The sequence below is a fragment of the Bacillus sp. BS3(2021) genome (assembly GCF_021043345.1).
GTDB classification, from domain to species: domain Bacteria; phylum Bacillota; class Bacilli; order Bacillales; family Bacillaceae; genus Bacillus; species Bacillus paralicheniformis.
Genome location: NZ_JAJNDM010000003.1, coordinates 246,491 through 270,006, shown reverse-complemented (window position 1 = coordinate 270,006; position 23,516 = coordinate 246,491). Strand labels below are relative to the sequence as shown.

The window sequence follows — 23,516 nt, the reverse complement described above, 5'->3', positions numbered from 1 at the left end:
ACAGGAGATCTTAAAAAATAGTCGGCACCATTCCTCCGTCCATACGGATCGGAGACCCTTTAAATGCGGATGCATAAGGACTGCATACAAATGCCGCCAGTCTGCCGATTTCAATAGGTTTGATAAATCGCTGTATTTCGGATTGAGGCAGGTTTGTGGTCATAAATTTCTTCTCTTTTTCTGAAAAAGTCATTCCTTCATCAGGGTACATTCCCTCAATGATTTGCTTCACATTCTCAGAGAGCGTCGGCCCCGGCATGATCGTATTGACCGTCACTTCTGTTCCGATTGTTAATTTAGATAAGCTTTTTGACAATGATAATAGCATTGATTTTGTCATACAATACTGAGGCATCTGCCCAGAAGGCATCATCGCTTCTTCACTCGCAATCAAGATGATGCGGCCAAAATCATTTTTCAGCATTTTCGGCAAATAAAATTTAGTTAAACCGTTTGCAGCCAGAACGTTGGTGCGGAAGTATTTTTCCCATATTTCATCGTCAACGTCCTCATATTCCATGATTTCATAAATACCCATATTGTTTATTAAAATATCGATTTGAGGGTATTTTTTAAATAAAGCTTCCCTTTGCCTAATATCCACGATGTCAGCCGCGGCGTTTTGGGGAGAGGTGGCAGGAAAAGCTGATTTTATTTCATTGACTATTCGTTCTACCTCTTCCTCATTTCGTCCGTTAATGAGGACATGAACACCTTCTTTGGCAAGTTCAATAGCGATGGCTTTTCCTATCCCTTTCGTCGATCCTGTAACTAAAGCTGTTTTGTTTTTTAATCCCATATCCATCAAACATTTCTCCTATTCTAGTTAAGTCCATTCATCCGGGTTTGCTTACGCCAATTAGAAGGTGTCTCGCCTTCCCAGAGGCGGAAGGCCCGGTAGAACGAGTTCTGATCTTCATATCCGATCAGAAAGGCCACTTCTTTAATATCGAGCGAAGGGTCTGCCAAGTACTCCCGCGCCTGCTCATGTCTGACTTGGATCAACAGCTGTTTGAAGCTAGTGCCTTCATCAGTAAGCCGGCGCTGCAAGGTGCGGCCGCTCATTCCCAATTCGCCCGCGACAGTCTGAATGTCTGGGTGCCCTCCTGTGAGCGTGCGTTTCATGATCCACTTGACCACTTCAGTGATTGAAAGGCTATTTTGCTGATCATTCAACGATTGATCCAGCACAGGAGTCAGAATCTCCAGCAACTCTGCATTATACGAGACAAAGGGGCGGTCCAGATCTCCTCGATGCAGCGTCAGCCGATTCCGATCTGCACCGCTCCGGATACGGCAGCCGAAGTATGCTTCAAGCGCCTGCATGTCGCCCATTGGGTGTGCAAACTCGACCGACTTCGCTGTCAACGGCTGACCTGTACCCCGGCGCCCGAGTTCCAGAAGAAATGCCAGTGTAATGCCAATCAAGAGCGGCGGACCGGGTTGCTTATCATCCAACCATTCCAGTTCGATTGTGCAGTGCTCACTTTCCTCGGTGATACGCAAGCTTTCGGGAGGGCACAATTGTTTATAGCGGGCCATTCGCTTTAGCGCGTCGCGGTAGTCACGAGCATGGTAAGCCGCTAATACGGCTGGAGGGTAATGTGCCGGCTCAAAGCCGGTCGCAAGCTTGATGATTCCTTTGGAAACATCATCAACGAGATCGGAATACGCCTGCCAGATCGCGAGGTATTGGGCGGCGGTGACAACTGGTTCAGTCATCATGGTGAGCGGCAGCTGGGCTTTTCGGAGCACGTCAGAGGCGTTAATTCCTAAGTGACGCAATCCCGCCCAAAACCCTGCCGGGAATTTAATTCGATTATGAGACATCATACGTATGAGCACTCCTTTAACTTTCTGCACCTTCGCTCACTTGGTCGTCATTCCATCCTGCCTTATTGGCGGGACAGTTATAACTTTACCTATCCATTGTCGGACTGTAACTAGCAAAGGACGACATTTAACTTGCCGATTACGCCGAACGTGTCAGCGTACGAAGACTGTGACAGGCAGGCGCCTGTATTCTATCATTACCTTCAAATAGGAGGGACAAGTATTATTGTTTGAATCTTCAATTGATGTATGCAGTCCTTAAATATAGGAAACAAGCCGGGAGGAAACTCCCGGCTGTAAAATCATCCCTTGCCAAACACGGGATTTCCTGTTTTCATCACATGTTTTCTCGTCATGAAAAAGAGGAGGGCGGCGACAAAAAACTCGGAAAGCGGCAAGGATAGCCAAACTCCCGTGACGCCAATAAACTTAGGCAAAATCCAAAGCAGGATGAGAAGGGACACGAAGCTTCGCAATATGATGATCAAAGCCGATGAGCCGGCCCGGCCAATGGATTGAAAGTAACTCATATAGACAAAGTTATAGCCAAGGAAGATATACCCGATAAAAAATAGGCGGATTCCATCGATGGCCAGCTCCTGGATTTCGGTTGATTCTATTCCGAATAAACCTACAAGGAACGGTGCAGCCACCCAACCGATAACGAGCAAAAGAATTCCCAGGATAACAGCGGTCTTCTCCCCAATCTTCATGCTGCTTTTGATTCGTTCGCTTTCTTCAGCACCATGATAATAGCTGATCATTGGCTGAAGCGCCATTTCAATGCCGAAGAAGGACAGGAACATAAACCCGTGAAGGTAGTTGATGACCGAGAAGGCAGCGACCCCTCCCGTGCCTGCCAATTCGGACATCGCCAGGTTATACCCTGTTACAAATATGAGGAGCCCGGCCTCCGCCAGAAAACTTGGAAACCCGATGGCAAAGATGTGCAGAAGGGATTTCCGGGACCACTGAAACGCCAGCTTTCTCAGTTGCGCTTGACGGTTAAAGAAGTGCAGGGATAATACAAGCAGTCCGGCGAATCCGCCAAGCACCGTTGAAATCGCAGCACCTGTTACCCCCATGTTCAAAATCATGATTGTATAAAAATTCAGAATGATATTCACAATCGATGTTGTTGCAAGAGCTATCATCGAAAGCTTTGGACTGCCGTCATTCCTTACAAAAATACTTAAGACCTGTTCTAATGCGATGACCCAGCCGAATAAAAACATGACGTTTAAGTACTCTATGACGTAAGAAGAGGTGTCGGAGTTAGCGCCAAGCCATAGGGAAATGGCTTGAATATTGAAAAGCCCGAACACCCCTAAAAGCGCACTGATGATTAGTGTAGAGAAGAGAGCCAGAGAAAAAACGCTGCTTGCCTTTTGCGGACGATTCTCCCCGATGCTGATAGAGTACTTCGTTGCTCCGCCTATCCCAATCCACAGAGCGATGGCCATAATCAAAGAAATGACCGGATAGGAAAGGTTCACTCCAGCCAGTGCTGCGGTTCCAATCCCATTTCCAACGAATAGGCCATCAATTAAAATATTCGCTGACATTAAGAGTAATCCAAGCGTTGCAGGGATGAAATATTTAAAAAACACTTGATTAACTGGTAATTTCATTAGCTGCTGATGTGTTTCTGTCATCATGTATTCCTCCTATAATGAGCTACAGGAGTATTCTAAACCTTCAAGTTACTTGAAGGTCAATCAAAACTTTGTCACCGGAATTTGGATTAAAGTGACAAAATGATCGGACTCCTTGATGACAGCCTCATCAAGAACGGAAATCTCAACGGGGATTCCTTCAAGTTTATATCCTTCCTCTTTCAGCTGACGTAAAACAAGCTGATAACTTTTTCTCATGTCCTCGTAGGGGCCAATATGAGGATAGCTTGCATACAAACCTTCGTTTAAATATTCATTGCTGTTTTCGCCGTGCAGCAATTCAAATAAGCCGATGTATTTTACAGGTCCTTCTTGCTTCAAGCTTTCCATATCCACGATCGTTCCGATGTCTCCGGTGAAGAAGCCGTTATTCTCGATCGACTGGCTCGAAAGCGTTTCTCTATCCTTTAAATAGATGTCGTCGCCTTCCTCTATCAGATCAACAGGTTTGTCAAAATACAGATAGGAAACAGGCCGTTTTGGGAAATACTGAAATGTTAAAGCAGGATGACCGGCAAGTTTTATTCCTTCTTCGATTGTGGAAATTTTGTTTTCGATCCTCGCCGCACTGCGTTGGAGCCGGCAAATTTCCATCCTCACTTCCTCAAGCTTCTTCTTCAAAATATCCATCGTCGTTTCCGGAGTCCTTTTATCTAACTGATGCTGAATGTCTTTTAACGAAAATCCATTTTTCCTTAAAAAAATAATGGTATCCAGAACCTGAAATTGTTCAACACCATAATATCGATAGGATGTTTCAGGGTCAGTATACTTTGGCTTGAACAGTCCGATTTCATCATAGTAACGCAGAGTCGATGCGGGCAGCTTGAAAAGCCGTGCTACTTCTCCCACGCGGAATCGATTATTCACCATTTTTCACCTCATTTGTTGGTATGTGAACTTTTTTTAGGGTTATCGGATGTATATCTTAAGCCTACTATTGACATTAGGTGAAAATGCATGCCTGGTCAACAAGGAACCGCAGCCTCTAAAAGGGGCATTACGCCAAATGATAGATTTTCAAAAATAAATGAGGGCTTCATGATTGGAAGCCCTCATTTATTTTTCACAAACGTGAATACAGTATGGTTAAAGAAGCTCATTTCAGAGAAAAGGTTTGAAATGTTCCCGGCAAGTTTATTGCTGAACCGCCCTTGTTCCGATTGAACGAAATCGCGGGTGCTCTGCCAGTATGGAACGCTTCATTTCTTTTACAACCGGGTGGTCTGACTTTAAAAACCGATCTTTCTCGTAAAGCCCGGTCAATTGGCCGTGATCTAAAACACCTAGTGTATCACTTAATTGATAGGCGGCTTTTAAATCATGCGTTATAAAGAAATACGACATTCCAAAATCGTTTTTGAGCTCTTTTAATAAATCCAATATAAGCGTTTGGGTTACCATGTCCAGGCTGCTGACAGACTCGTCCAATACGATCAGCTTCGGCTTGAGCGAGACTGCTCTTGCAATATTAATTCGCTGCAATTGGCCGCCGCTGAATTGATGCGGATATTTTGTTAAATCCTCTTCAGTTAAGCCTACTCTTTCCAACAGCTCGATAATGGTCCGTTTTTGCTCGGCGATTGTGAGCCTTTCATAGTTTTCCAGCGGTTCTGCTATGATTTGTTCCGCCGTCATTCGCGGGTTGACGGAAGAATATGAGTCTTGAAAAACAGCTTGAAGGTCGCGGCGGATTTTCCGCCGGATGGATTGCTCGGCTTTATATAGATCATGACCTTGAAAAAAGATTTGGCCTGATTGCGGCCGTTCCAAACCGAGCATCACTTTTCCCAATGTGCTTTTCCCGGCTCCGCTTGGTCCAAGCATGCCCAGACATGCGCCTTCTTCAATTGAAAAGCTGACATTGGAAAGGACTTGTTTCGATGGAGCTTTCCATTTGAACAATTTGCGCGCCGTATAATGATGAGTGACGTCTTTCACTTGTAATAAACTCACTTGTTCACCTCATATCAAATGCAGGTCTTCTTCATACTGACTCAAGTGGCAAGTTGATCCATTGGCAAAGTCAACCGTGCACTTAACAGCTTCTTTGTATAGTCATGTTTTGGTTCATCAAACAGCTGAAACACATCTCCATTTTCTACAATTCTCCCATTCTGCATCACAGCGACTTCATCGGCCATTTCAGCAATGACGCCCAGATCATGAGATATAAGCAAAATCGCCGTGCCGAATTCAGATCGCAAGCCGTCTAAATATTTCAGCACCGTCTTCTGATTAAACACGTCGAGCGCAGTTGTGGGTTCATCCGCAATAAGAACGGCCGGCTCCAGGCATGCTGCAATTGCAATCATGACCCGTTGAAGCATTCCGCCGCTTAATTGAAAAGGGTAGGAATGCAAAAGTTTAGCGGGGTGGGGGAGGTTTACATGATGCAATGCTTCGGTCGCGAGCTCTTTCGCCTGTTTTTTGCTAAAAGATGTATGAGAGCGAATCGATTCGATCATTTGCTGGCCGATCGTAAAAACGGGTGTAAAAGCGTTCATCGGATTCTGCATGATATAGGCTATATCTTTGCCGCGGATTTTACGCATGTCCTGTTCTGCTAATCCGTTCAATTCCCGGCCCCGCAAAGCAATACTTCCTTCCACCTTGGTTGTTTTTGGATCAAGCGTCTGAAGAATAGACATGCTCGTTACCGTTTTTCCGCAACCGCTCTCACCAATTAAACCAAGAACCTGTCCGCGCTTCAGTTCAAAATTAATCCCTTGAACGATAGTTGAATTTCCTTTTTGATTGTGAACCTGCACATGCAAATCCCTGACTTGAAGTACTGTTGATTGTTCTGTTCCCAACTTCCTCATTCCTTTTTATCATCGACGTTTGACGCCGTATTGATCTGATAAGGCTTCGCCCAATAAATTGAACGTCACAACGACAACCATGATCATCAGCCCTGGATAAATCATTAACTCGGGGTTCGTCCGAATATACGATTTACCTTCATGAATCATCGCTCCCCACTCAGCTGCCGGGGGCTGGACGCCTAATCCGAGAAAAGACATGGCGGAGATATCCATAATGGCCCAGCCCATTTCCAACGTGCCGATGACGACGAGGGGAGGGAGGACATTAGGGATAATATGCTGTTTAATAATTTTCCATTGTGAAGATCCATTGATTTTTGCCGCCGCAATAAAATTCTCCTCTTTCAGGCTAAGCACCATTCCTCTAAAAATTCTTGCATAATAGACCCATTGCACAAGCATGAGGGCCACAATGACTTGAGGAAGTCCAGGACCGAATATGCCCACGAGGCCAAGAACTAAAATTAAGTTCGGAAAGGCCATCACACCATCGCAGCATCTCATTAACAGCTGATCAATCCAGCCGCCTTTATACCCTGAGACCGTCCCGATTATGAGGCCGATAACGAGTGAGGAAATGAAAATGAGCATCGCGAATCCAAGAGAAATTCGGGCGCCGTACAAAAGGCGGGATAAGTTGCATCTTCCCAGATGATCAGTTCCTAAAGGAAACGTCCAGGACGGAGGCTGCAGCTTATAGACCAAATGGACATCAGCAGGGTGATGCGGCGCAATCCAAGGGGCGAATACAGCGATGATAAAAAGGACGGTTAATATGATGGTGCAGGTGCAGATTGCGATCACTTTTGGGCCTTTGAAAATCTTGCGTATACTTATCATCGATGCTGTCCTTCTTTCCTTGAAATGCGCGGGTCAATATACATTTGAATAAGGTCAACAATTAAGTTGCTCAATATAAAAAAGGCGGCGGCTAAGAACACATAGCATTGAATGACAGGGATGTCCCGATTGAAAATGGCCTCAATAAAATAACGGCCAAAGCCCGGCCAAGAAAAAACGACTTCAACAATGATTGTGCCGGTGAGCAGCTTGCCAAGGTTCATTCCCAGCCCCGTAATCATCGGAGAAATGGCCATTCGCAATACATGTTTGGCCATAATGTTCATCCTCGTCATTCCTCTTATGCGAGCAAATTGCACATAGGGTTCTTGCAGGTTTTCGATGACACTTGCACGGAGCAGCCTTGTATACATCGCGATTAAAGGAAGCGCCAAAGTCATCGACGGCAGTACAAGATGCTGCCATGTCCCGATTCCCTCTACCGGCAAAAGGTCTAACTGAACAGAAAAGAAAAAAACCAGCATATACCCTAACCAAAAAGTCGGGATGGATGCTCCGAAAAAGGAAATGAAGCGGCTGATATGATCAACTGCACCGTTTCTTTTAATTCCCGCTAAGAAGCCTAGCGGCACACTGACAAGCACCGCAATCATTAAACTCCCAAGCGCGAGCTCGATCGTCGCCGGCATTCGGTGTGCAACTTCATCCCAAACCGGCTGATTCGAAACATAAGATATGCCAAAATCAAGTTGGCATATCTTCAATACAGAGTTTACATATTGAATAAAGAATGGCTGATCCAAGCCAAACTCATGTCTTTTTTGCGCTAAAATTTCATCGGTTGGCTGGATATGTGCTGCGGCTAAGTATGCTTCAGCTGGGTCAACCGGTGAGAGATGAATCATTCCAGTTGTGAGAAGTGCAGCTAAAAGAAACACTGGAATAATAGACATGATTCGTTTCAATATATAGTTGCCCATAAAAGCCTCCTAGTGTTGCTGCTTGATGCGAATCCCTGTAAATGGATGTTCGTCACGATTGGCAGGGAACGTAAAGTTGCTGATATTCTTTTGATATATCGCCGTCTTTTTAATATAAGAAACAGGAACGATGGCTCCCTGGTCTTGAAGGGATTTTAAAATAGATGAGTAAAGCTCCTGCCGCTCTTTTTCATCAGTCGTTTGAGGTACCTTTGCCATCTGCTTGATCAGCTCGTCCTTGTTTGGATAGGCTGAAATCGCTTCATTAAATCCGAATCCTTTGGAGGAGACAATGTTTAAAAATGTGTGCGGGTCATAAGGCGCACCATAGTTGCTAAAGAAGTTCATATCAAACTCATTCGCTTTAAACCGTTTGACTTGGGTTGCCAATTCTACACCTTCAAGATTCAGATTTACCCCGATCGCCGCCCATTCTGCCTGCAGCGTTTCGGCCATTGTTTTTTGAATGGATTCCGCTGAATCATACATTAAACTAAATTCAAGAGGCTTTCCGTCTTTCTCGCGCACCGTCTTGCCATTCGGAAGCTTCCAGCCTGCCGCATCTAATAGCGCTTTTGCTTTCTCTGGATCATAGTTGATTTGCTTTACATCAATATCAGACGTGTATGGGAAGTCTGTCGGCAAAATATGATCTGCTTTTTCTTCTAACCCGGAGGTGATGCCTTTTACCAAGGCTTCTTTGTCAAAACCATAGTGGAGGGCTTGACGCACGCGCTCATCAGAGAGCTGTTCTTTTTTCGTATTCATGACAAGCTGTCTCGTCGCCACCGGTTCAGAAAGGCTTGTTTCATATTGGCCTGTCGCTTGCAGCTGCTTGAATGCATCCAAACTGATAACGCCTTCGCCGTAAATGAGGTCAAGCTCGCCTTTTTCAAATGCAAGCACCCTTGTTTCGGCGTCCGGGATGACTTTCACCTTGATTTTCTCGACTTTTGGCTTTTCACCCCAATAATGTTCATTGCGTTTAAAAACCGCATATTCATCAGCTTTATGCTCTTCCAATACCCACGGGCCCGTACCTACCGGTTTTGCGACACCCTTTGATGTATCGCCGTCCTTAGGGAAGCCGGCTTCTCCCAAAAACCGGACCGGCCGTACTACGGCTAGTTCCTGAATGGTCGGGTAATATGGTTCAGTTAATGTCAATTTAAATGTATGATCATCGATTACTTCTGTTTGGGCTATTTTTGAAAGAAACCCTAACCAGCTGTGTAATTCAGTATGTTTTAAAATGGAATCAAAATTCTTCTTCACAATTTTTGCATTAAACGTTGTCCCATCTGAAAATTTTACATTCTTACGCAAATGAAACGTATATACTTTACCGTCATTTGATATATCCCAAGATTCGGCTAAATGCGGTTTAAGCTTTCCTCCCGCTTCATAGGTAACCAAAGGTTCATATACCATCGACTGGGCAAATAATTGGGAAGGATTATACACATGCGGATTCATCTCGCCAATATCTCTAGGCCAAGCCATTGTGACCATGTTTTCATGCGTTTTCTCTGTTGAATTTCCTGAGGTTGTACATCCGGCCAATAAAATAGAAAAGGCGAGCATTAATACAAAAGTAATTTTAATTTTCGAACTAATCCTTCCGCTTATCATGCTTTGTTTCCTCCTAAATGAAGTTGATAATCATTTTCATTCTATGCAGGAAGCATGCCCTTGTCAATGTAAGATATAGGAACTGCTTACATGCTGCGGAATGGCGGCGGCATCCCGTGAAGAACGAGCGCAAAGAGGGGGAGGCGAAAATGAAGTGGCGAAGAATGAACTTTTTATTAAAATGGATTGTAAAAACGAAGCAATCAAAGTACACTTAATGATAATGATAATCATTTACGATTGAGAGTGTAAACTCATGACATATACCGGGAGTGAAGAGCGATGAGCAGAAATGAAGTGTTTGATGTGACCGTGATCGGCGGAGGTCCGGCCGGTTTATATTCCGCCTTTTACAGCGGACTGCGGGGAATGAAAACGAAGATTATCGAATATCAGCCGATGCTGGGCGGAAAGGTTCACGTATATCCTGAAAAAATGATCTGGGATGTCGGGGGGCTAACGCCGATTTCCGGAGCCAGGCTGATAGAACAGATCGTGCAGCAGGGGCTAACATTTCATCCTGAAGTGCTGCTGAATGAGAAAGTTAAATCGATTGCCCGCAATGAAGAAGGGTTGTTTGAGTTACATACGGCTGCCTCAGGGGTGCATCTGTCCAAGACGGTCATCGTTGCCGTGGGCGGCGGCATCCTCAATCCGCAAAAGCTTCAGATTGAAGGAGCAGAGCGCTTTGAAGTGTCCAATCTGAATTATACGGTCAAATCGCTGCAGCATTTTAAAGATAAAACAGTCATAGTATCAGGCGGCGGCAATTCGGCTGTCGATTGGGCCAACGAGCTCGAACCTGTAGCGAAAAAGGTCTACCTCGCTTACCGCAAAGATGCGCTCAGCGGGCATGAGGCCCAGGTGGATCAGCTGCTGAACAGCTCGGTGAGCTGCTTCTTCCATACACAGATTACCAAGCTGATCGCTTCGGAAGATCATGAGGTGATCGAACGGGTCGAGCTCACGAACGCTCAAACCGGTGAGGTGATGGAGCTGCCTGTCGACGAAGTGGTTATCAACCACGGCTATGAACGCGACACCTCACTGCTGGAGAACAGCCGGCTTCATATTACCAGGGTTGATGACTATTATATTAAAGGTACCGCCAACTGCCAGTCTTCCGTGCCCGGACTGTATGCGGCAGGGGATATTGTGCATTATGAAGGCAAGCTGCACTTGATCGCCGGAGCGTTTCAGGATGCGGCAAACGCGGTCAACAGCGCCAAGCGCTTTATCGATCCCGAAGCACACAAGAGTGCGATGGTGTCGTCACATAATGAGGTTTTCAAAGAGCGCAACCGCGAGCTTGTGAAGAAGATGTTCGTGTAGAAAAGGAACGTTTCCGCCGTGGGAGCGGCTGATTCGTCGAGGGGATCTTGGAGATATGCCAAGATTCTCTTTTTATTTAAACCAGCCTTTTTCCTTTGAACGGGTAATGGCTTCGATCCGATTTTTGACCTCAAGCTTTTCAAGAATCATTGAGATATAATTTCGCACGGTTCCGCTTTTGATGCTGAGTTCTTGGGCGATTTCTTTTGTGTTTTTTCCGTCAGCCACAAGTTCGAGCACTTCTTTTTCTCTATCTGTGAGGGGATTGGCCTCACTGTACATGTCTTCCATCAATTCAGGCGCATAGATCCGCTTTCCTTTCATGACGCTGCGGATGGCGCTCACAAGCTCTTCGCTTGGGCTGTCCTTTAACAAATAGCCTTTAACACCTGCTTTAATGGCCCGCTGAAAGTAACCGGGGCGGGCAAAAGTGGTTAAGATAATAATGTTGCAGCCTGTATCCTTTAGTTCCTCAGCAGCTTCAAGTCCCGTTTTTCCCGGCATTTCAATGTCCATAATGCATACATCAGGCCGATGTTTTTTTGTGAAATCAACGGCATCCTGTCCGGTTGTGCCTTTGCCGACGACTTCCATATCATCTTCTAAATTCAGTAGTGATCCTAAAGCGCCCAAGAGCATCTGTTGATCTTCCGCAATAAATATACTAATCATGCAAGCCATCCTTTTTTGTTTATTTTGAGTTATTAGGAATTGACATGGTAAGCTTGGTGCCGTTTTTTGTATCAATGTGAAGGCTTCCGTTTGCAAATTCAAGCCGTTCTCTCATGCCAAGCAAGCCGTGTCCTTTTGAAAAGTACTTCTCTTCACCTTGAAACGTTCCATCGTCAGTCACTGTAATGACAACTTCCTTCCAGAGCTGCTGGATGTCAATGCGGCAGGTTTTAGCCTGACTGTGTTTGACGACATTAGTGACAGCTTCCTTTAAGCACATACTCAATATGTTTTCATTAAGCAATGAGATATTTTCCGGCAATTTTTCTTCTTCATAGATGAACGCAATGTCGGCTGCTTCAAGAATTTGTTTGATGTTGATCATTTCATCCTTGAGCCGGATGCCTTTCATGGAGGATACAATTTTTCTTACTTCATTTAAAGAAGTTCTCGCAGTTTGCTGAACGCTTTTCAGTTCACGCGCGGCTTGATCGGGATCTTTGTAAATTAATTTTCTCGCCAAGTCGCTTTTTAAACCGATCAGAGACAGCTTTTGCCCAAGTGTATCGTGGAGGTCGCGGGCAATCCGCTGCCGCTCTTCTAATTTTACCAAATTGGCAATCCGTTCATTAGCATACTCGAGTTTTTCTTCGAGGCGTTCGCGCTCCTTGCGGCTTCTGATACTGAACGGCAATAAAATCGCGCTGATGAGAGTGATGACCACAAAAGGAATTTGTGTCAGAAAAAATTCTTTTTTTAACACGAGACTGAAGTTGGCAGCGACGGCTGCGCTTATTAAATGAACATAATATAAAATGTGAAAAGGGGCTCGTTTTTTTATGTTCCCTATAAAATACGCGATAAAAAAAGCAAAATAAATATAGCTGAACAGCATAATTGAGGCGGTTGAAATGCCGATTAATATAAACGCCCACAAATAAATGTCCCAGCCTTTTGAAACAAACGCAAATCTGTATACCGCAAAAAATAAAAGTGTCAAAATGATGCCGACGACGATGACAAGGGTAGATGATGATTGCATGATAAAGTAGAAGGGCAGGATGAAAAATATCGTCCATATATACGGCGAGATCCCGTTAAGTTTTTGAAATGCAAAATGCTTTTTGAACATGATATAACCTCGTTTTCAGCTTTTCATCTTTAGAGTAACTTTACCATTGCCTGAGCCGGATTGCATCATCCGACAATAAATAAGGAAGCCTTCTTGTTGATATAAGAAGACCTCCTCATCGTCAGGCGTTCTTTCGCAGCTTCTGTTTTTCCGTTGAATCCTGCGGAAGATGGGAAGATGTTTGTTTCATGTCCCGAAAGGTTACAAACTGCTTTTTTTCTTCATCCCAAAGCCGGAACGCGAGTGATTGCAGGCTTGTTTTTAAAGTGATGGTCGGGACGTTTTTTAGTGGTTCGTGCTGCTCATGTGCGATTTCAAGTTTATAGTTAGGCACCTTTGGGCTCAGATGGTGAACGTGGTGGTACCCGATATTGCCTGTAAGCCATTGAAGCAGTTTCGGTAGTTTATAAAATGAACTTCCTTCCACAGCCGCCTGAACGTAGCTCCAGTTTTCATCCGCTTCAAAATAAGAATCTTCAAATGTATGCTGAACATAAAACAGCCAAACGCCGATCGAACCTGAGATCAGAAAGATCGGACCCTGTACGAGCAAGAACGATTGCCAGCCAAAGATCAGGCAGCAAACAGCAGCCAATGCCGCGATTGCAAGGTTGGTAAGGTATGTGTTCACACGTTCCTTCCGTCTTGCACCTTTTTTGTTAAAGCGGTTTGTGATCAGAAAGACATAAATTGGTCCGAGAATAAACATGATAAACGGATTTCTGTAAAGTCTGTATGCGATTTTTGTGCGTAGAGGTGCGGCTTTATATTCGTTTACCGTCAGCAGCCAGATATCGCCTGTTCCGCGTTTATCTAGGTTGCTGCTTGTCGCATGATGAATCGAATGGCTGTGCTGCCATTGAAGATAAGGAAATAAAGTCAGAACGCCTGTCAAAAAGCCGAGAATGTGGTTAAGGCGTTTTTGTTTGAAAAAGGAAAGATGGCAGCAGTCGTGAAAAATAATGAAAATTCTCGTCAAAAACCCTGCGGCAATCACCGTTATTCCTAATGTAAGGAGGTAGGAGACATCGAGGCTGAGGTAGGCAAGAAACCACAGTCCGAAGAAAGGAATAAACGTATTGAAGAGCTGAATGAGACTGTTTTTGGTATCAGGCTGGGCAAATGCAGCAACCTGTTTTGTTAACTGTTTTTGTTTGTGTGTGGTGGTTTGTTCAGTCATAGTAAAGTTATCCTCTCATAAATGGGTCTTAAGTTAAGTTTACGGTACAGAGAGATGTCTTTGTAGTAGCACACATCATGCTTCAAACATGACACTTGTCATGTTTCCTTCACCCGAATGGATAAGAAGATTGACAATGACATGATGGGCAAATCCGCATGATGATATGGTGAATAATGGAAGCTACAAAAACGCGATGATTGATTAGTTAAACAAAGTTCTTTTACAATGATGTGATAGATGTTCATTGTTTAGTCATTTCATAAGGGGAGAATTCATATGTCACGAATGGAAAATAAAACATTTAATTGTGAGAAGGAGCTGACGCTCAACATTATCGGCGGTAAGTGGAAAATGCTGATTTTGTGGTTTTTAGGAAAAGAAGGTACGAAAAGGTTCGGAGAATTAAAAGCTTTGATGCCCGGCATTACGCAAAGAATGCTGGTGAATCAGCTGCGTGAATTAGAAGAGGATCATATTGTACATAGGGAAGTATATCCGGTTGTTCCCCCAAAAGTTGAATATTCCCTAACAAAACAAGGAGAAAGTTTAATGCCTATATTAGAGGCGATGTATGAATGGGGTAAAAATTATATAGAAACTAACTTTTCAAAAGATGATGAATAGAATGATTGACTTTAAGATACTGTTTTGGAGACAGTATCTTTTTCTATACCATATGAGGAAAAGTATAGTATGTAAAAAAAAAGTGCGTACTATTAATGGAATTTTCCCCTTGTTATACTCTTGATGTAACAAAATATGAAAAGAATAATCCGCGGAATTCTTAATTCAAACAGGAGTGATTGTAAGTGGAATTACAGTTAGCATTAGATTTAGTCAATATACCGGAAGCCATCGAAGTAGTAAAAGAAGTAGAAGAATACATTGATATTGTAGAAATCGGTACGCCGGTTGTGATAAATGAAGGACTCCGTGCAGTGAAAGAGATGAAAGCCGCTTTCCCGAATTTGAAAGTGCTGGCAGACCTTAAAATTATGGATGCGGCGGGGTATGAAGTGATGAAAGCATCAGAAGCGGGAGCCGACATCATCACCATTTTAGGGGCTGCTGAAGATATGTCTATTAAAGGCGCTGTAGAAGAGGCGAAAGCGCAAGGGAACAAAATCCTGGTGGATATGATTGGGATTAAAGACATCAAATCGCGTGCTAAGGAATTGGATGAGCTTGGTGTCGATTATATTTGTGTCCATACCGGTTATGACCTTCAAGCCATTGGCCAAAATTCATTTGAAGACTTAATGACGATTAAAAATGTTGTGAAAAACGCTAAAACGGCTATTGCAGGCGGAATTAAATTAGACACACTGCCCGAAGTCGTTAAATTAAAACCTGATTTGGTTATTGTCGGGGGCGGTATTGCAAATCAAGACGATAAAGCTGCGGCAGCCGCAAAAATGAAGCAGATGATCCAATAAACATGAAGACTTATGATTATGTAAAAGCGATCATCGCAGAGCTTGATCATGCAACGTCTCAAAATCAAGCGGAAGGTATAGAAGACTTAATATCCACTATCTTGTCTTCTGAAAAAGTGTTTGTTTCCGGTGCAGGCCGCTCCGGTTTAATGGGGAAATCATTTGCTATGCGATTAATGCACATGGGGATCAATGCGTTTGTAACAGGGGAAACCGTAACACCGGTATTTACCGAAAAAGACTTGCTTATCGTGGGCACGGGATCTGGGAAAACAGAAAGTTTGCTTCATATGGCGGAAAAGGCAAAAGATATCGGAGGCACTGTAGCAACAGTTACGATCTCTCCAGATTCGCCGATAGCTGAAATATCTGACCTGATACTGCAGCTGCCCGGCTCCCCAAAAGATCAAACGACAGGCAATAAACAGACGATACAACCGATGGGCTCGCTTTTTGAACAGACTCTTTTATTGTATTATGACGCTATCATATTGCGAATCATGGAAATGAAAGGGCTGAATACTCATAACATGTATGGAAATCATGCCAACCTTGAATAATAGAAAATCGCCATCCGTAATCTTGGATGGTGATTTTTTTGTATACAAATCTGTTTTTAATATATCATTTACATCTATATTATATTTTTAAAATGTGGATAACGTAAACTGGAGCAGGGACTAAATGGATATATGAAGAAAGGAGCTTATTATGCTTACAAGTTTTAGCTTGGTTGGGTTTATCCCTTTATTTGTTTTTATTATTTTCATCATATTCGTGTTGAGAAAGCTTATCCTTTTTTTAAGAAATAAGTAGAGTGTTGATAAAGAAGGAGGCGGTCTTCGTAATTTCCGCCTTAACCGCATTCGATTTCATTTGACTGGAAGACAAAAAAAGTGTTTTCTGATTATATTATTGTCATGTTTTGATGAACTATTATGTACATACTCATCTCCTAAAGAACGGGTATCAACTAATTTTTAATAATACAGACCTTATATCTTCGATACTGATAAAGCAGATGAAAAGGTGATCAATTATTGAATATATTTTGGTTATGTGTTATGTTTTTATCAAGTTAACAGACATCATTTCTTGTTATTTTGCTAACGAAATTTAAAATGATCAAAAAGGGGATAAACAAATGCCATTATTACGTTTCGATCTAATAGAAGGCCGTGATGAACAAGCATTAAAAAAATTATTAGATACCGCACACGATGCGATGGTAGAAGCGTTTAACGTTCCGGAGAAAGACCGCTATCAAATTGTCCATCAGCATCCGGCGAATGAGCTCATCATCCAAGATACAGGTTTGGGATTGAATAGATCGAAGGATCTGGTTGTGATCAGCATCACCAGTAAAACAAGAACGGAAAGCCAAAAAGAGAAATTGTACGCTTTACTTGCTGAAAAGCTTGAAGCGGGATGCGGCATTTCACCTGAAGATGTCATGGTGTCCATCACAGAAAATGGAGATGCCGATTGGAGTTTCGGCCTCGGCGAGGCGCAGTTTTTAACTGGAAAGCTGTAAGCGGACAAAAGGAATGTTGACAGGGACATCTGAATCCCTCCAGAAATAGCTAAAGCTGCTGACGGGAAGTCAGCAGCTTTTTTCTTTATATTTCTCCGGGTTTTCGCTTATTTGCTCTTGGCCATTTGTGATGCATTACATACTGAGTCATCGTGTAAAAAATAACCGCCCATTGGTTTTCGGTGAGCGTTCCAACGGTTTTTTCATTGTTGATTTTTAGACTTTTTCTTAAGTGTTTCATTTGACGCGGGGTAAAAATTCCGCGTAAAGCAACACAGAAAGGGGCTTGCGGCTCCTTTAGCGCGTATTCGGCAAGTCCCCGAAACGCAATATAATGTTTATGTGATAGAGGCGCGTCTTTTTTTCGTGTTATTCTGACCATTGCCGAGTCCACTTTTGGAGGGGGAGAAAAATGCTCTTTCGATATTTCTCTGACAATGCCAATATCAAACCACATTCTCCAAGCTAAAACATAGGAATTTTTAATGAATTTTGATGTGAAACGTTTAGCAGCCCCTTTTTCCATTACGATGATCCCTTTTTGAAATCCGCTTGCAGGATTGTTCAAAAGCATTTTCATGATGGGGGTTGTGATGGCATAGGGAATATTAGAGACCACCACAAACTTTTCTTTTGGTAAATGAATCTTCATGATATCTTGATGAATAATTTTCGTATTTGAATGCTGTGCCGTTTTACGTGTGAGTATATCAACGAATTTAGAATCGTTTTCCACTGCCAATACCTTACCGGCTTTTTGACTTAGCACAGTTGTCAAAGCCCCTTTTCCCGCTCCTAACTCTAAAACCGTATCGTCTATGCTAATATTTGCCCGATCCACAATTTCTTCAATTAATTTTTTATTATGCATCAAATGCTGTCCGGAAAAATTCGGAGATTCCCCGCGGTTTAACTTTTTTCCTCTGTACTTATGATTTTTTTTCTTCATGTTTCCTCTTCCTCTCATCATAAAAAATCACAGGCGGTCTGCCTGTGATTCAGAGTAAAGGGAAGAGCCATCCTTTAAGGATGAAGCCGCGGTATTTCCATAACCAAATAAGCCTTTCTCAGCCGTTAGAAAAAAAGGATTAAACAAAAAAGAAAGGCAGAACGATCCGCCTTTCTACAAATTACAAATTTTATATGCAAATTGAAGATTATTAAAAAAGGACAGACTGATCCCGTTTACTCTGCATACACAAACAGAGCCTTTGAACGTATTTAATTACTGGTTCAAAGTTGGGAAACGAAGTCTCATTGAGTGTGTCATTTTTTAATAATCCTCCTGAAAAGTTAAAGTTACGATCTCATTGTAGGGCATTCTTTGGAAAACGTCAACGGCTGGAATTTTCTTCTCCTTACGAATATCGCAGGGGTTAACCAGGCAGTGTTAAGAATAGGAGTCTGCTAACATTGAAATTATAGATGTGATTGTCTATAATTCAAAATACAAATCGTAATATTTATGATTTGTAAATAACTCATAGAAAAGTGGTGCAATAACATTGAATCAGTCATTCGCATTCTCACGGCATCGCAGACTGCGCTCAACACCGGGTATCCGGGATTTGGTAAGAGAAAATCGGCTTTCCGCTGACGATTTCATATATTCTCTGTTTGTCTAAGAGGAAAGGCGGTCAAAAACAACCCCTTTCTGCTTGTTAAAATGTTTCACATAATAAATATAAATGATATGCAGAGGAAATTTAGTTTTTATCAGACTTAGAAACAAAACAGCCGCTAAAAAAGATGAGGATTATGATGTACCGTTTATGGAGAGCAAAAAACAAATAAAGTTGATTTGTATTGATTAGATGAAGCGAAAGAGCATGATAATGGAATCAAAGAAATGAATTTAATTTACAGAGGGAAGTGAAAGCATGGATTTTGAAACGGTTATGAAGGAACTTGAAGCGCTGGGTACGGAAAATATGAAAAAAAGATACATAACGAATGGTGCACACGAACCGCTTTTTGGTGTGGCTACAGGCAAAATGAAGCCGCTTGCAAAGAAAATCAAGAAAAATCAACCTTTGGCGCAGCAGCTTTACGCTACCGGGAACTACGATGCCATGTATTTTGCCGGCATTATTGCTGACCCAATCACAATGACTGAAGCGGATTTTGAGCGCTGGATCGATGAGGCGTATTTCTATATGCTATCTGATTATGTTGTTGCCGTAACTTTGGCAGAAACCGATTTTGCACAGGCTGTTGCTGATAAATGGATCTCAAGCGGTGAAGAGCTTAAAATGTCGGCAGGCTGGAGCTGTTACTGCTGGCTTTTAGGTAATCGACCGGACGATGAATTTAATGTGACCAAAATTGCCGGTATGCTTGATCAGGTGGAACAGGCGATTCACGATTCTCCGGATCGAACAAAATCGGCTATGAATAACTTTATCTACACAGTCGCGATTTCATATTTGCCGCTTCATGAAAAGGCGGTTGAAACCGCAAAAGCAGTAGGCCCGGTCGAACTCAGGCGAGGCAAGAAAAAAAGCAGTATCCTGAATGCTTCCAAAAATATTCAAATGGATATTGATAGAGGCCGTCTTGGTTTCAAACGGAAATATGTAAGGTGTTAGCATAGTTTTAGTAAACCATCTAAAAATAAATAGGAAGTGGAATATGGAAAATAACGTTTTTGAACAGATGGCAAAACGATATGATACAGAAGAAAGAATTGAATTAGCAAAAGTGATCGTGAATGAAGTAAGACAGGAATTGAGAAATAGTCAATCAAAATCTTTAATCGACTATGGGAGCGGTACGGGTCTCATTAGTTTAGAATTATCAGATTTAGTACATTCTATTTTGTTGGTCGATTCATCAAAACAAATGCTGGAGGCGGCAAAAGCTAAAATTTCTCGCAAAGGAATCGCCAATGCAAAAGTGCTTTATTCAGATTTTACCGAAGAAACTCCTGAACTGAAGGCAGACATCGTTTTAATGTCACTCGTCCTTCTTCATATTCCGGATACGGATAAAATTTTACAAGAATTGTTCGGTGTTTTAAATAATGGCGGAAAGCTCATGATTATTGATTTTGACCAAAACGATAAAATTCAACATCCGAAAGTTCACAGCGGTTTTTCGCACGAAGAATTGAAAAAAAGATTATCCGATGTTGGATTTAAATCAACTGAAATGAAGACATTCTATCACGGACATCGTATTTTTATGAATCAAGATGCCTCAATGTTTATATCCAGCAGCACAAAGTGATTTCTTGTTTTTTGAAATGAAATAGCGGAAGCCGGAAAACGATCCGGCTTTTTCTGCATCCTTTTTCTTTCTCCGCCCGGTAAAGCTCATCAAACATCTTCATCCGCGATCTGCGACACACAGCTCATGAAATCCCAAGCTCTTTCGCGATTTCGCCCCTGACGCTGAAGATATCGCTGTATTTTTTAATTTTAAAGGAGTGCTTATTCATACTTCCCTTTCCTTACAGGAGCCTAAAATTTGATTTATCCTCAGCAGTTCAGTATATTATACACATAGGGGTATATGTATGTTATGGGAGATATTCTTCCGGTAGGATAGGCTGTTTTGTACAAAAAGTCATCACAGGCTGGATTCTTAACGAATATGACAGAAATGCAGGACAGTTCATATCCGCATAGTAACGGTTTCGCGAAACTGTTGATAAAAATGATATGCTATCATCAAAATGGGAGGTAATCTGATGGAATACGATGATCAATTAAAAAATAGGATCAAACGAGTTGAGGGTCAAGTTCGAGGGATATTAAAAATGATGGATGAAGGAAAAGAGTGCAAAGAGCTTGTAAGCCAAATGTCAGCGGTTCGTTCTGCATTAGATCGCGCCATTGGTGTTGTTGTAAGCAGCAACTTGGAGAAATGCGTTCGCCTTCAAATCGAAAGAGGAGAAGATACCGAAGACCTCATTCAAGAAGCCGTTAATTTATTGGTTAAAAGCAGATAATGTTTAGATGGCTGTTGTTTATGATACAGCCTCTATATACCCCTGGTTAAAAGAAAAATTTTTTGCTGTTTTTATACCCTCTAGGGTATAAAAAAGCTGACTTATATTTTTTTAGTTTATTATATACCCATGCGGGTATAGGTATATAAAATAGGAGAGTTGATCAATGTCAGACCAAAAAGAAAAAACGACCATTGTTTTATTTAGCGGTGACTTAGATAAGGCGATTGCCGCTTTTATTATTGCTAATGGAGCCGCTGCTTATGATCATGAGGTAACAATTTTTCATACATTTTGGGGCCTTAACGCTTTAAGAAAAGATGAACCGGTGCCAGTAAAGAAAGGGCCGCTTGAAAAAGCATTCGGTTTTATGATGCCCCGGGGTTCAAAGAAATTCGGATTATCTAAAATGAATTTTGCCGGTATCGGGCCTAAAATGATCAAACATGTCATGAAAAAGCACGGCGTGCTGTCTCTGCCTCAGCTGATTGAAATGGCCCAAGAACAAGGAGTTAAGCTTGTTGCCTGTACAATGACAATGGACTTGTTAGGCTTGCAAAAAGAAGAACTTATCGATGGTATTGATTATGCAGGAGTTGCCGCATATCTCGGGGATGCCAACGAAGCAAAAGTGAATTTATTTATATAACGGTCTCCAAATTAAACGGTGCTTTAAGGAATTTGGTTGCCGGAGCGATCAAATGGAACCGTGATACAGAAAATGAGTATGGAGGGATGATTGATGAACATCAAATCTGACCGCGTGTTAGATGCAAAGGGGCTTGCTTGTCCAATGCCCGTTGTAAAAACGAAAAAGGCCATCAATGAGTTAGAACCGGGGCAGGTAATTGAAGTGCATGCTACTGATAAAGGGTCTCTTGCTGATATACAGGCATGGGCAAAAGGAAGCGGCCACCAGTATCTCGGGACAACAGAAGACGGAGATATATTAAAGCATTTTCTTCGTAAAGCAGGTCACTCGGAAATAAAGAAAGAAAAAACGTTTCCTTATGTGATTCAAAATGAAGAACTTCAAAAAAAGGTAGAGGCGGGAGAACGGATAACAGTCGTTGATGTTCGGGAACCTGCAGAATACCGTCTCGGCCATATTCCAGGAGCGATTTCAATCCCATTAGGTGAACTTGAAAAAAGAGCAAATGAACTGAATAGAGACGGGAAAATGTACGTTGTTTGCCGTACAGGTAATAGAAGCGATCTGGCAGCTAAACAGCTTGCAGCTAACGGCTTTAAAGACGTTGAAAATGTGGTGCGGGGAATGGAGGAGTGGTCAGGGCCTATTGAAAAAGGATCAATAAATTGAACGGCTGCAAAAGTTGCGACCATTGCAACATGATGCCAATGAGATGCTAACAATCTAAGGAGGTTTAGAAGTGGACTTTACAATCATTTCACCAAAAGAAGTAACCGAAAAGCTATTAAGAAAAGAATCGTTTTTTATTTTAGACGTACGAAATAAAGATGCCTTTAGTGATTGGAAAATCGAGGGCAGCCGGGTTGAGCATTTAAATGTTCCGTATTTTGATTTAATTGATGGTGTAGATAAGATTGCAGGCCAAGTTCCTAAAGATCAAGATGTTTTAGTGGTTTGTGCCAAACAAGGGTCTTCAGAGATGGTTGCACAGCATTTAGTGGATGCCGGTTTTGAAAGAGTTTTTGCGCTTGAAGGCGGCATGAAGGCGTGGAGCGAATTTTTACATCCAGTAAAAATAAGAAACTTGAAAGAAGGAGGCTCAATCTATCAATTCGTAAGAATGGGGAAAGGCTGTTTATCCTATTTTATTGAGACTGACGGAGAAGCGATTATAGTTGACCCTGCTCGTACTGTAGACGCATATATAGATTTTGCAAAAGAGAGAAACGTTACAATTAAACATGTGGTCGATACACATTTACATGCGGATCATATTTCTGGTGGACGTTTACTGCGTGAGCGTACAGGAGCCGCATACTACCTGCCGCCAAAAGATGCAGAGGAAGTGCAATATTCGTATGAACCGTTAATTGAAGGTCATGATGTTTCGATAGGAAACACAACCATGAAAGTGGAGCCTATCTACTCACCGGGCCATACGATCGGAAGCACATCTTTAATTGTTGATAATCACTATTTGTTAACAGGAGATATTTTATTTGTTGAATCAATCGGCCGGCCAGACTTGGCTGGAAAAGCCGGGGACTGGGCAGAGGATTTACGTAACACGTTGCATGAAAAATACAAACAAATATCAGGTGACTTGATTGTTCTTCCAGCTCACTTTTCGACAGTCAGTGAATTAGGCGATCAAGGGCAGGTTCAAGCTAAGCTGAGTGATGTATATAAAAAGAATGCCGATTTAAATCTGTATGAAAATGAGTTCAGACGTGTTGTATCAGAAAACCTGCCGCCACAGCCAAATGCCTATCGGGAAATTCGGCAAACCAACATGGGCAAAATAATGCCGGATGCTGACAGACAAAGTGAGATGGAAATTGGACCAAACCGTTGTGCGGTTCATGGATGAATA

Annotated in this window: 26 protein-coding genes; 12 read left to right on the top strand and 14 right to left on the bottom strand. The window is 42.5% G+C overall.

Annotation, left to right across the window (positions count from 1 at the left end; genetic code table 11):
• Positions 1-10 precede the first annotated feature (10 nt).
• From LQ247_RS09045 to nikA, 9 genes are all read right to left on the bottom strand, one after another.
• Complete coding sequence (locus LQ247_RS09045) at positions 11-805, bottom strand: SDR family NAD(P)-dependent oxidoreductase (protein WP_231005922.1); 795 nt, start codon at positions 803-805, stop codon at positions 11-13.
• Positions 806-822: 17 nt separating this feature from the next.
• Complete coding sequence (locus LQ247_RS09040) at positions 823-1,830, bottom strand: AraC family transcriptional regulator (RefSeq protein WP_195257703.1); 1,008 nt, start codon at positions 1,828-1,830, stop codon at positions 823-825.
• A gap of 305 nt (positions 1,831-2,135) precedes the next feature.
• Entirely contained in the window at positions 2,136-3,491 is a 1,356-nt protein-coding gene (locus LQ247_RS09035) for an MATE family efflux transporter (protein WP_035399740.1), read from the bottom strand.
• 60 nt (positions 3,492-3,551) lie between these two features.
• On the bottom strand, positions 3,552-4,382 hold the full coding sequence (locus LQ247_RS09030; protein WP_023855332.1) for a MerR family transcriptional regulator: 831 nt from the start codon (positions 4,380-4,382) through the stop codon (positions 3,552-3,554).
• A 264-nt stretch (positions 4,383-4,646) separates the two neighbouring features.
• Positions 4,647-5,465, bottom strand: a complete 819-nt coding sequence (nikE, locus tag LQ247_RS09025) for a nickel import ATP-binding protein NikE (RefSeq protein WP_035339356.1) — start codon at positions 5,463-5,465, stop codon at positions 4,647-4,649.
• A 41-nt stretch (positions 5,466-5,506) separates the two neighbouring features.
• On the bottom strand, positions 5,507-6,325 hold the full coding sequence (nikD, locus tag LQ247_RS09020) for a nickel import ATP-binding protein NikD (RefSeq protein ID WP_020452338.1): 819 nt from the start codon (positions 6,323-6,325) through the stop codon (positions 5,507-5,509).
• Positions 6,326-6,343: 18 nt separating this feature from the next.
• Entirely contained in the window at positions 6,344-7,177 is an 834-nt protein-coding gene (gene nikC, locus LQ247_RS09015) for a nickel ABC transporter permease subunit NikC (RefSeq protein WP_231005921.1), read from the bottom strand.
• A complete protein-coding gene (gene nikB, locus LQ247_RS09010) occupies positions 7,174-8,118 on the bottom strand; it encodes a nickel ABC transporter permease subunit NikB (RefSeq protein WP_035338411.1) in 945 nt (314 codons plus the stop codon). The genes nikC and nikB overlap by 4 nt, the downstream gene beginning before the upstream one ends.
• A 9-nt stretch (positions 8,119-8,127) precedes the next feature.
• Entirely contained in the window at positions 8,128-9,750 is a 1,623-nt protein-coding gene (gene nikA / locus LQ247_RS09005; RefSeq protein WP_231005920.1) for a nickel ABC transporter substrate-binding protein, read from the bottom strand.
• Between the two features lie 282 nt (positions 9,751-10,032).
• Here nikA and LQ247_RS09000 point away from each other — a divergent pair, with 282 nt between their 5' ends.
• Positions 10,033-11,082 carry an NAD(P)/FAD-dependent oxidoreductase gene (locus LQ247_RS09000; RefSeq protein WP_231005919.1) on the top strand — a complete coding sequence of 350 codons (1,050 nt, stop codon included), beginning with the start codon at positions 10,033-10,035 and terminating at the stop codon, positions 11,080-11,082.
• A gap of 72 nt (positions 11,083-11,154) precedes the next feature.
• Here LQ247_RS09000 and desR read toward each other — a convergent pair whose 3' ends face one another.
• From desR to desE, 3 genes are all read right to left on the bottom strand, one after another.
• Positions 11,155-11,754: a two-component system response regulator DesR gene (gene desR, locus LQ247_RS08995; protein WP_020452333.1), complete on the bottom strand. Its 600-nt coding sequence runs from the start codon at positions 11,752-11,754 to the stop codon at positions 11,155-11,157.
• Between the two features lie 19 nt (positions 11,755-11,773).
• On the bottom strand, positions 11,774-12,886 hold the full coding sequence (locus tag LQ247_RS08990; RefSeq protein WP_020452332.1) for a sensor histidine kinase: 1,113 nt from the start codon (positions 12,884-12,886) through the stop codon (positions 11,774-11,776).
• Between the two features lie 121 nt (positions 12,887-13,007).
• A complete protein-coding gene (gene desE, locus LQ247_RS08985; protein WP_020452331.1) occupies positions 13,008-14,066 on the bottom strand; it encodes a fatty acid desaturase DesE in 1,059 nt (352 codons plus the stop codon).
• A 279-nt stretch (positions 14,067-14,345) separates the two neighbouring features.
• Here desE and LQ247_RS08980 point away from each other — a divergent pair, with 279 nt between their 5' ends.
• The 4 genes from LQ247_RS08980 to LQ247_RS08965 all read left to right on the top strand — a co-directional run bounded on the left by LQ247_RS08980 (position 14,346) and on the right by LQ247_RS08965 (position 17,039).
• Complete coding sequence (locus LQ247_RS08980) at positions 14,346-14,693, top strand: winged helix-turn-helix transcriptional regulator (RefSeq protein ID WP_003183789.1); 348 nt, start codon at positions 14,346-14,348, stop codon at positions 14,691-14,693.
• Positions 14,694-14,878: 185 nt separating this feature from the next.
• Complete coding sequence (gene hxlA / locus LQ247_RS08975) at positions 14,879-15,505, top strand: 3-hexulose-6-phosphate synthase (protein WP_003183787.1); 627 nt, start codon at positions 14,879-14,881, stop codon at positions 15,503-15,505.
• Between the two features lie 2 nt (positions 15,506-15,507).
• Complete coding sequence (hxlB, locus tag LQ247_RS08970) at positions 15,508-16,065, top strand: 6-phospho-3-hexuloisomerase (RefSeq protein ID WP_023855326.1); 558 nt, start codon at positions 15,508-15,510, stop codon at positions 16,063-16,065.
• Positions 16,066-16,649: 584 nt separating this feature from the next.
• Positions 16,650-17,039: a tautomerase family protein gene (locus LQ247_RS08965; RefSeq protein WP_035338409.1), complete on the top strand. Its 390-nt coding sequence runs from the start codon at positions 16,650-16,652 to the stop codon at positions 17,037-17,039.
• Between the two features lie 85 nt (positions 17,040-17,124).
• On the opposite strand, the gene erm is transcribed toward LQ247_RS08965, so the two are convergent.
• Entirely contained in the window at positions 17,125-17,988 is an 864-nt protein-coding gene (gene erm / locus LQ247_RS08960; protein WP_231005918.1) for a 23S ribosomal RNA methyltransferase Erm, read from the bottom strand.
• 276 nt (positions 17,989-18,264) lie between these two features.
• A complete protein-coding gene (locus tag LQ247_RS22295; protein ID WP_105980607.1) occupies positions 18,265-18,309 on the bottom strand; it encodes an erythromycin resistance leader peptide in 45 nt (14 codons plus the stop codon).
• A gap of 235 nt (positions 18,310-18,544) precedes the next feature.
• Between LQ247_RS22295 and LQ247_RS08955 the strand changes: the two genes are divergently transcribed.
• From LQ247_RS08955 to LQ247_RS08925, 7 genes are all read left to right on the top strand, one after another.
• A complete protein-coding gene (locus tag LQ247_RS08955) occupies positions 18,545-18,664 on the top strand; it encodes a hypothetical protein (protein WP_315897772.1) in 120 nt (39 codons plus the stop codon).
• A 255-nt stretch (positions 18,665-18,919) separates the two neighbouring features.
• The gene (locus LQ247_RS08950; RefSeq protein ID WP_035338407.1) at positions 18,920-19,627 is read left to right on the top strand and encodes a DNA alkylation repair protein; all 708 of its coding nucleotides are present in this window, start codon (positions 18,920-18,922) and stop codon (positions 19,625-19,627) included.
• A gap of 43 nt (positions 19,628-19,670) precedes the next feature.
• Positions 19,671-20,267, top strand: a complete 597-nt coding sequence (locus tag LQ247_RS08945; protein ID WP_035338406.1) for a class I SAM-dependent methyltransferase — start codon at positions 19,671-19,673, stop codon at positions 20,265-20,267.
• A 463-nt stretch (positions 20,268-20,730) separates the two neighbouring features.
• Positions 20,731-20,991, top strand: coding sequence for a metal-sensitive transcriptional regulator (locus tag LQ247_RS08940; RefSeq protein WP_009327831.1), 261 nt, complete (start codon positions 20,731-20,733; stop codon positions 20,989-20,991).
• A gap of 166 nt (positions 20,992-21,157) precedes the next feature.
• Positions 21,158-21,640, top strand: coding sequence for a DsrE/DsrF/DrsH-like family protein (locus LQ247_RS08935; protein WP_020452325.1), 483 nt, complete (start codon positions 21,158-21,160; stop codon positions 21,638-21,640).
• Positions 21,641-21,733: 93 nt separating this feature from the next.
• Positions 21,734-22,312: a sulfurtransferase TusA family protein gene (locus LQ247_RS08930; protein WP_075213049.1), complete on the top strand. Its 579-nt coding sequence runs from the start codon at positions 21,734-21,736 to the stop codon at positions 22,310-22,312.
• Between the two features lie 70 nt (positions 22,313-22,382).
• On the top strand, positions 22,383-23,513 hold the full coding sequence (locus tag LQ247_RS08925; protein ID WP_231005916.1) for an MBL fold metallo-hydrolase: 1,131 nt from the start codon (positions 22,383-22,385) through the stop codon (positions 23,511-23,513).
• Positions 23,514-23,516: the final 3 nt, after the last annotated feature.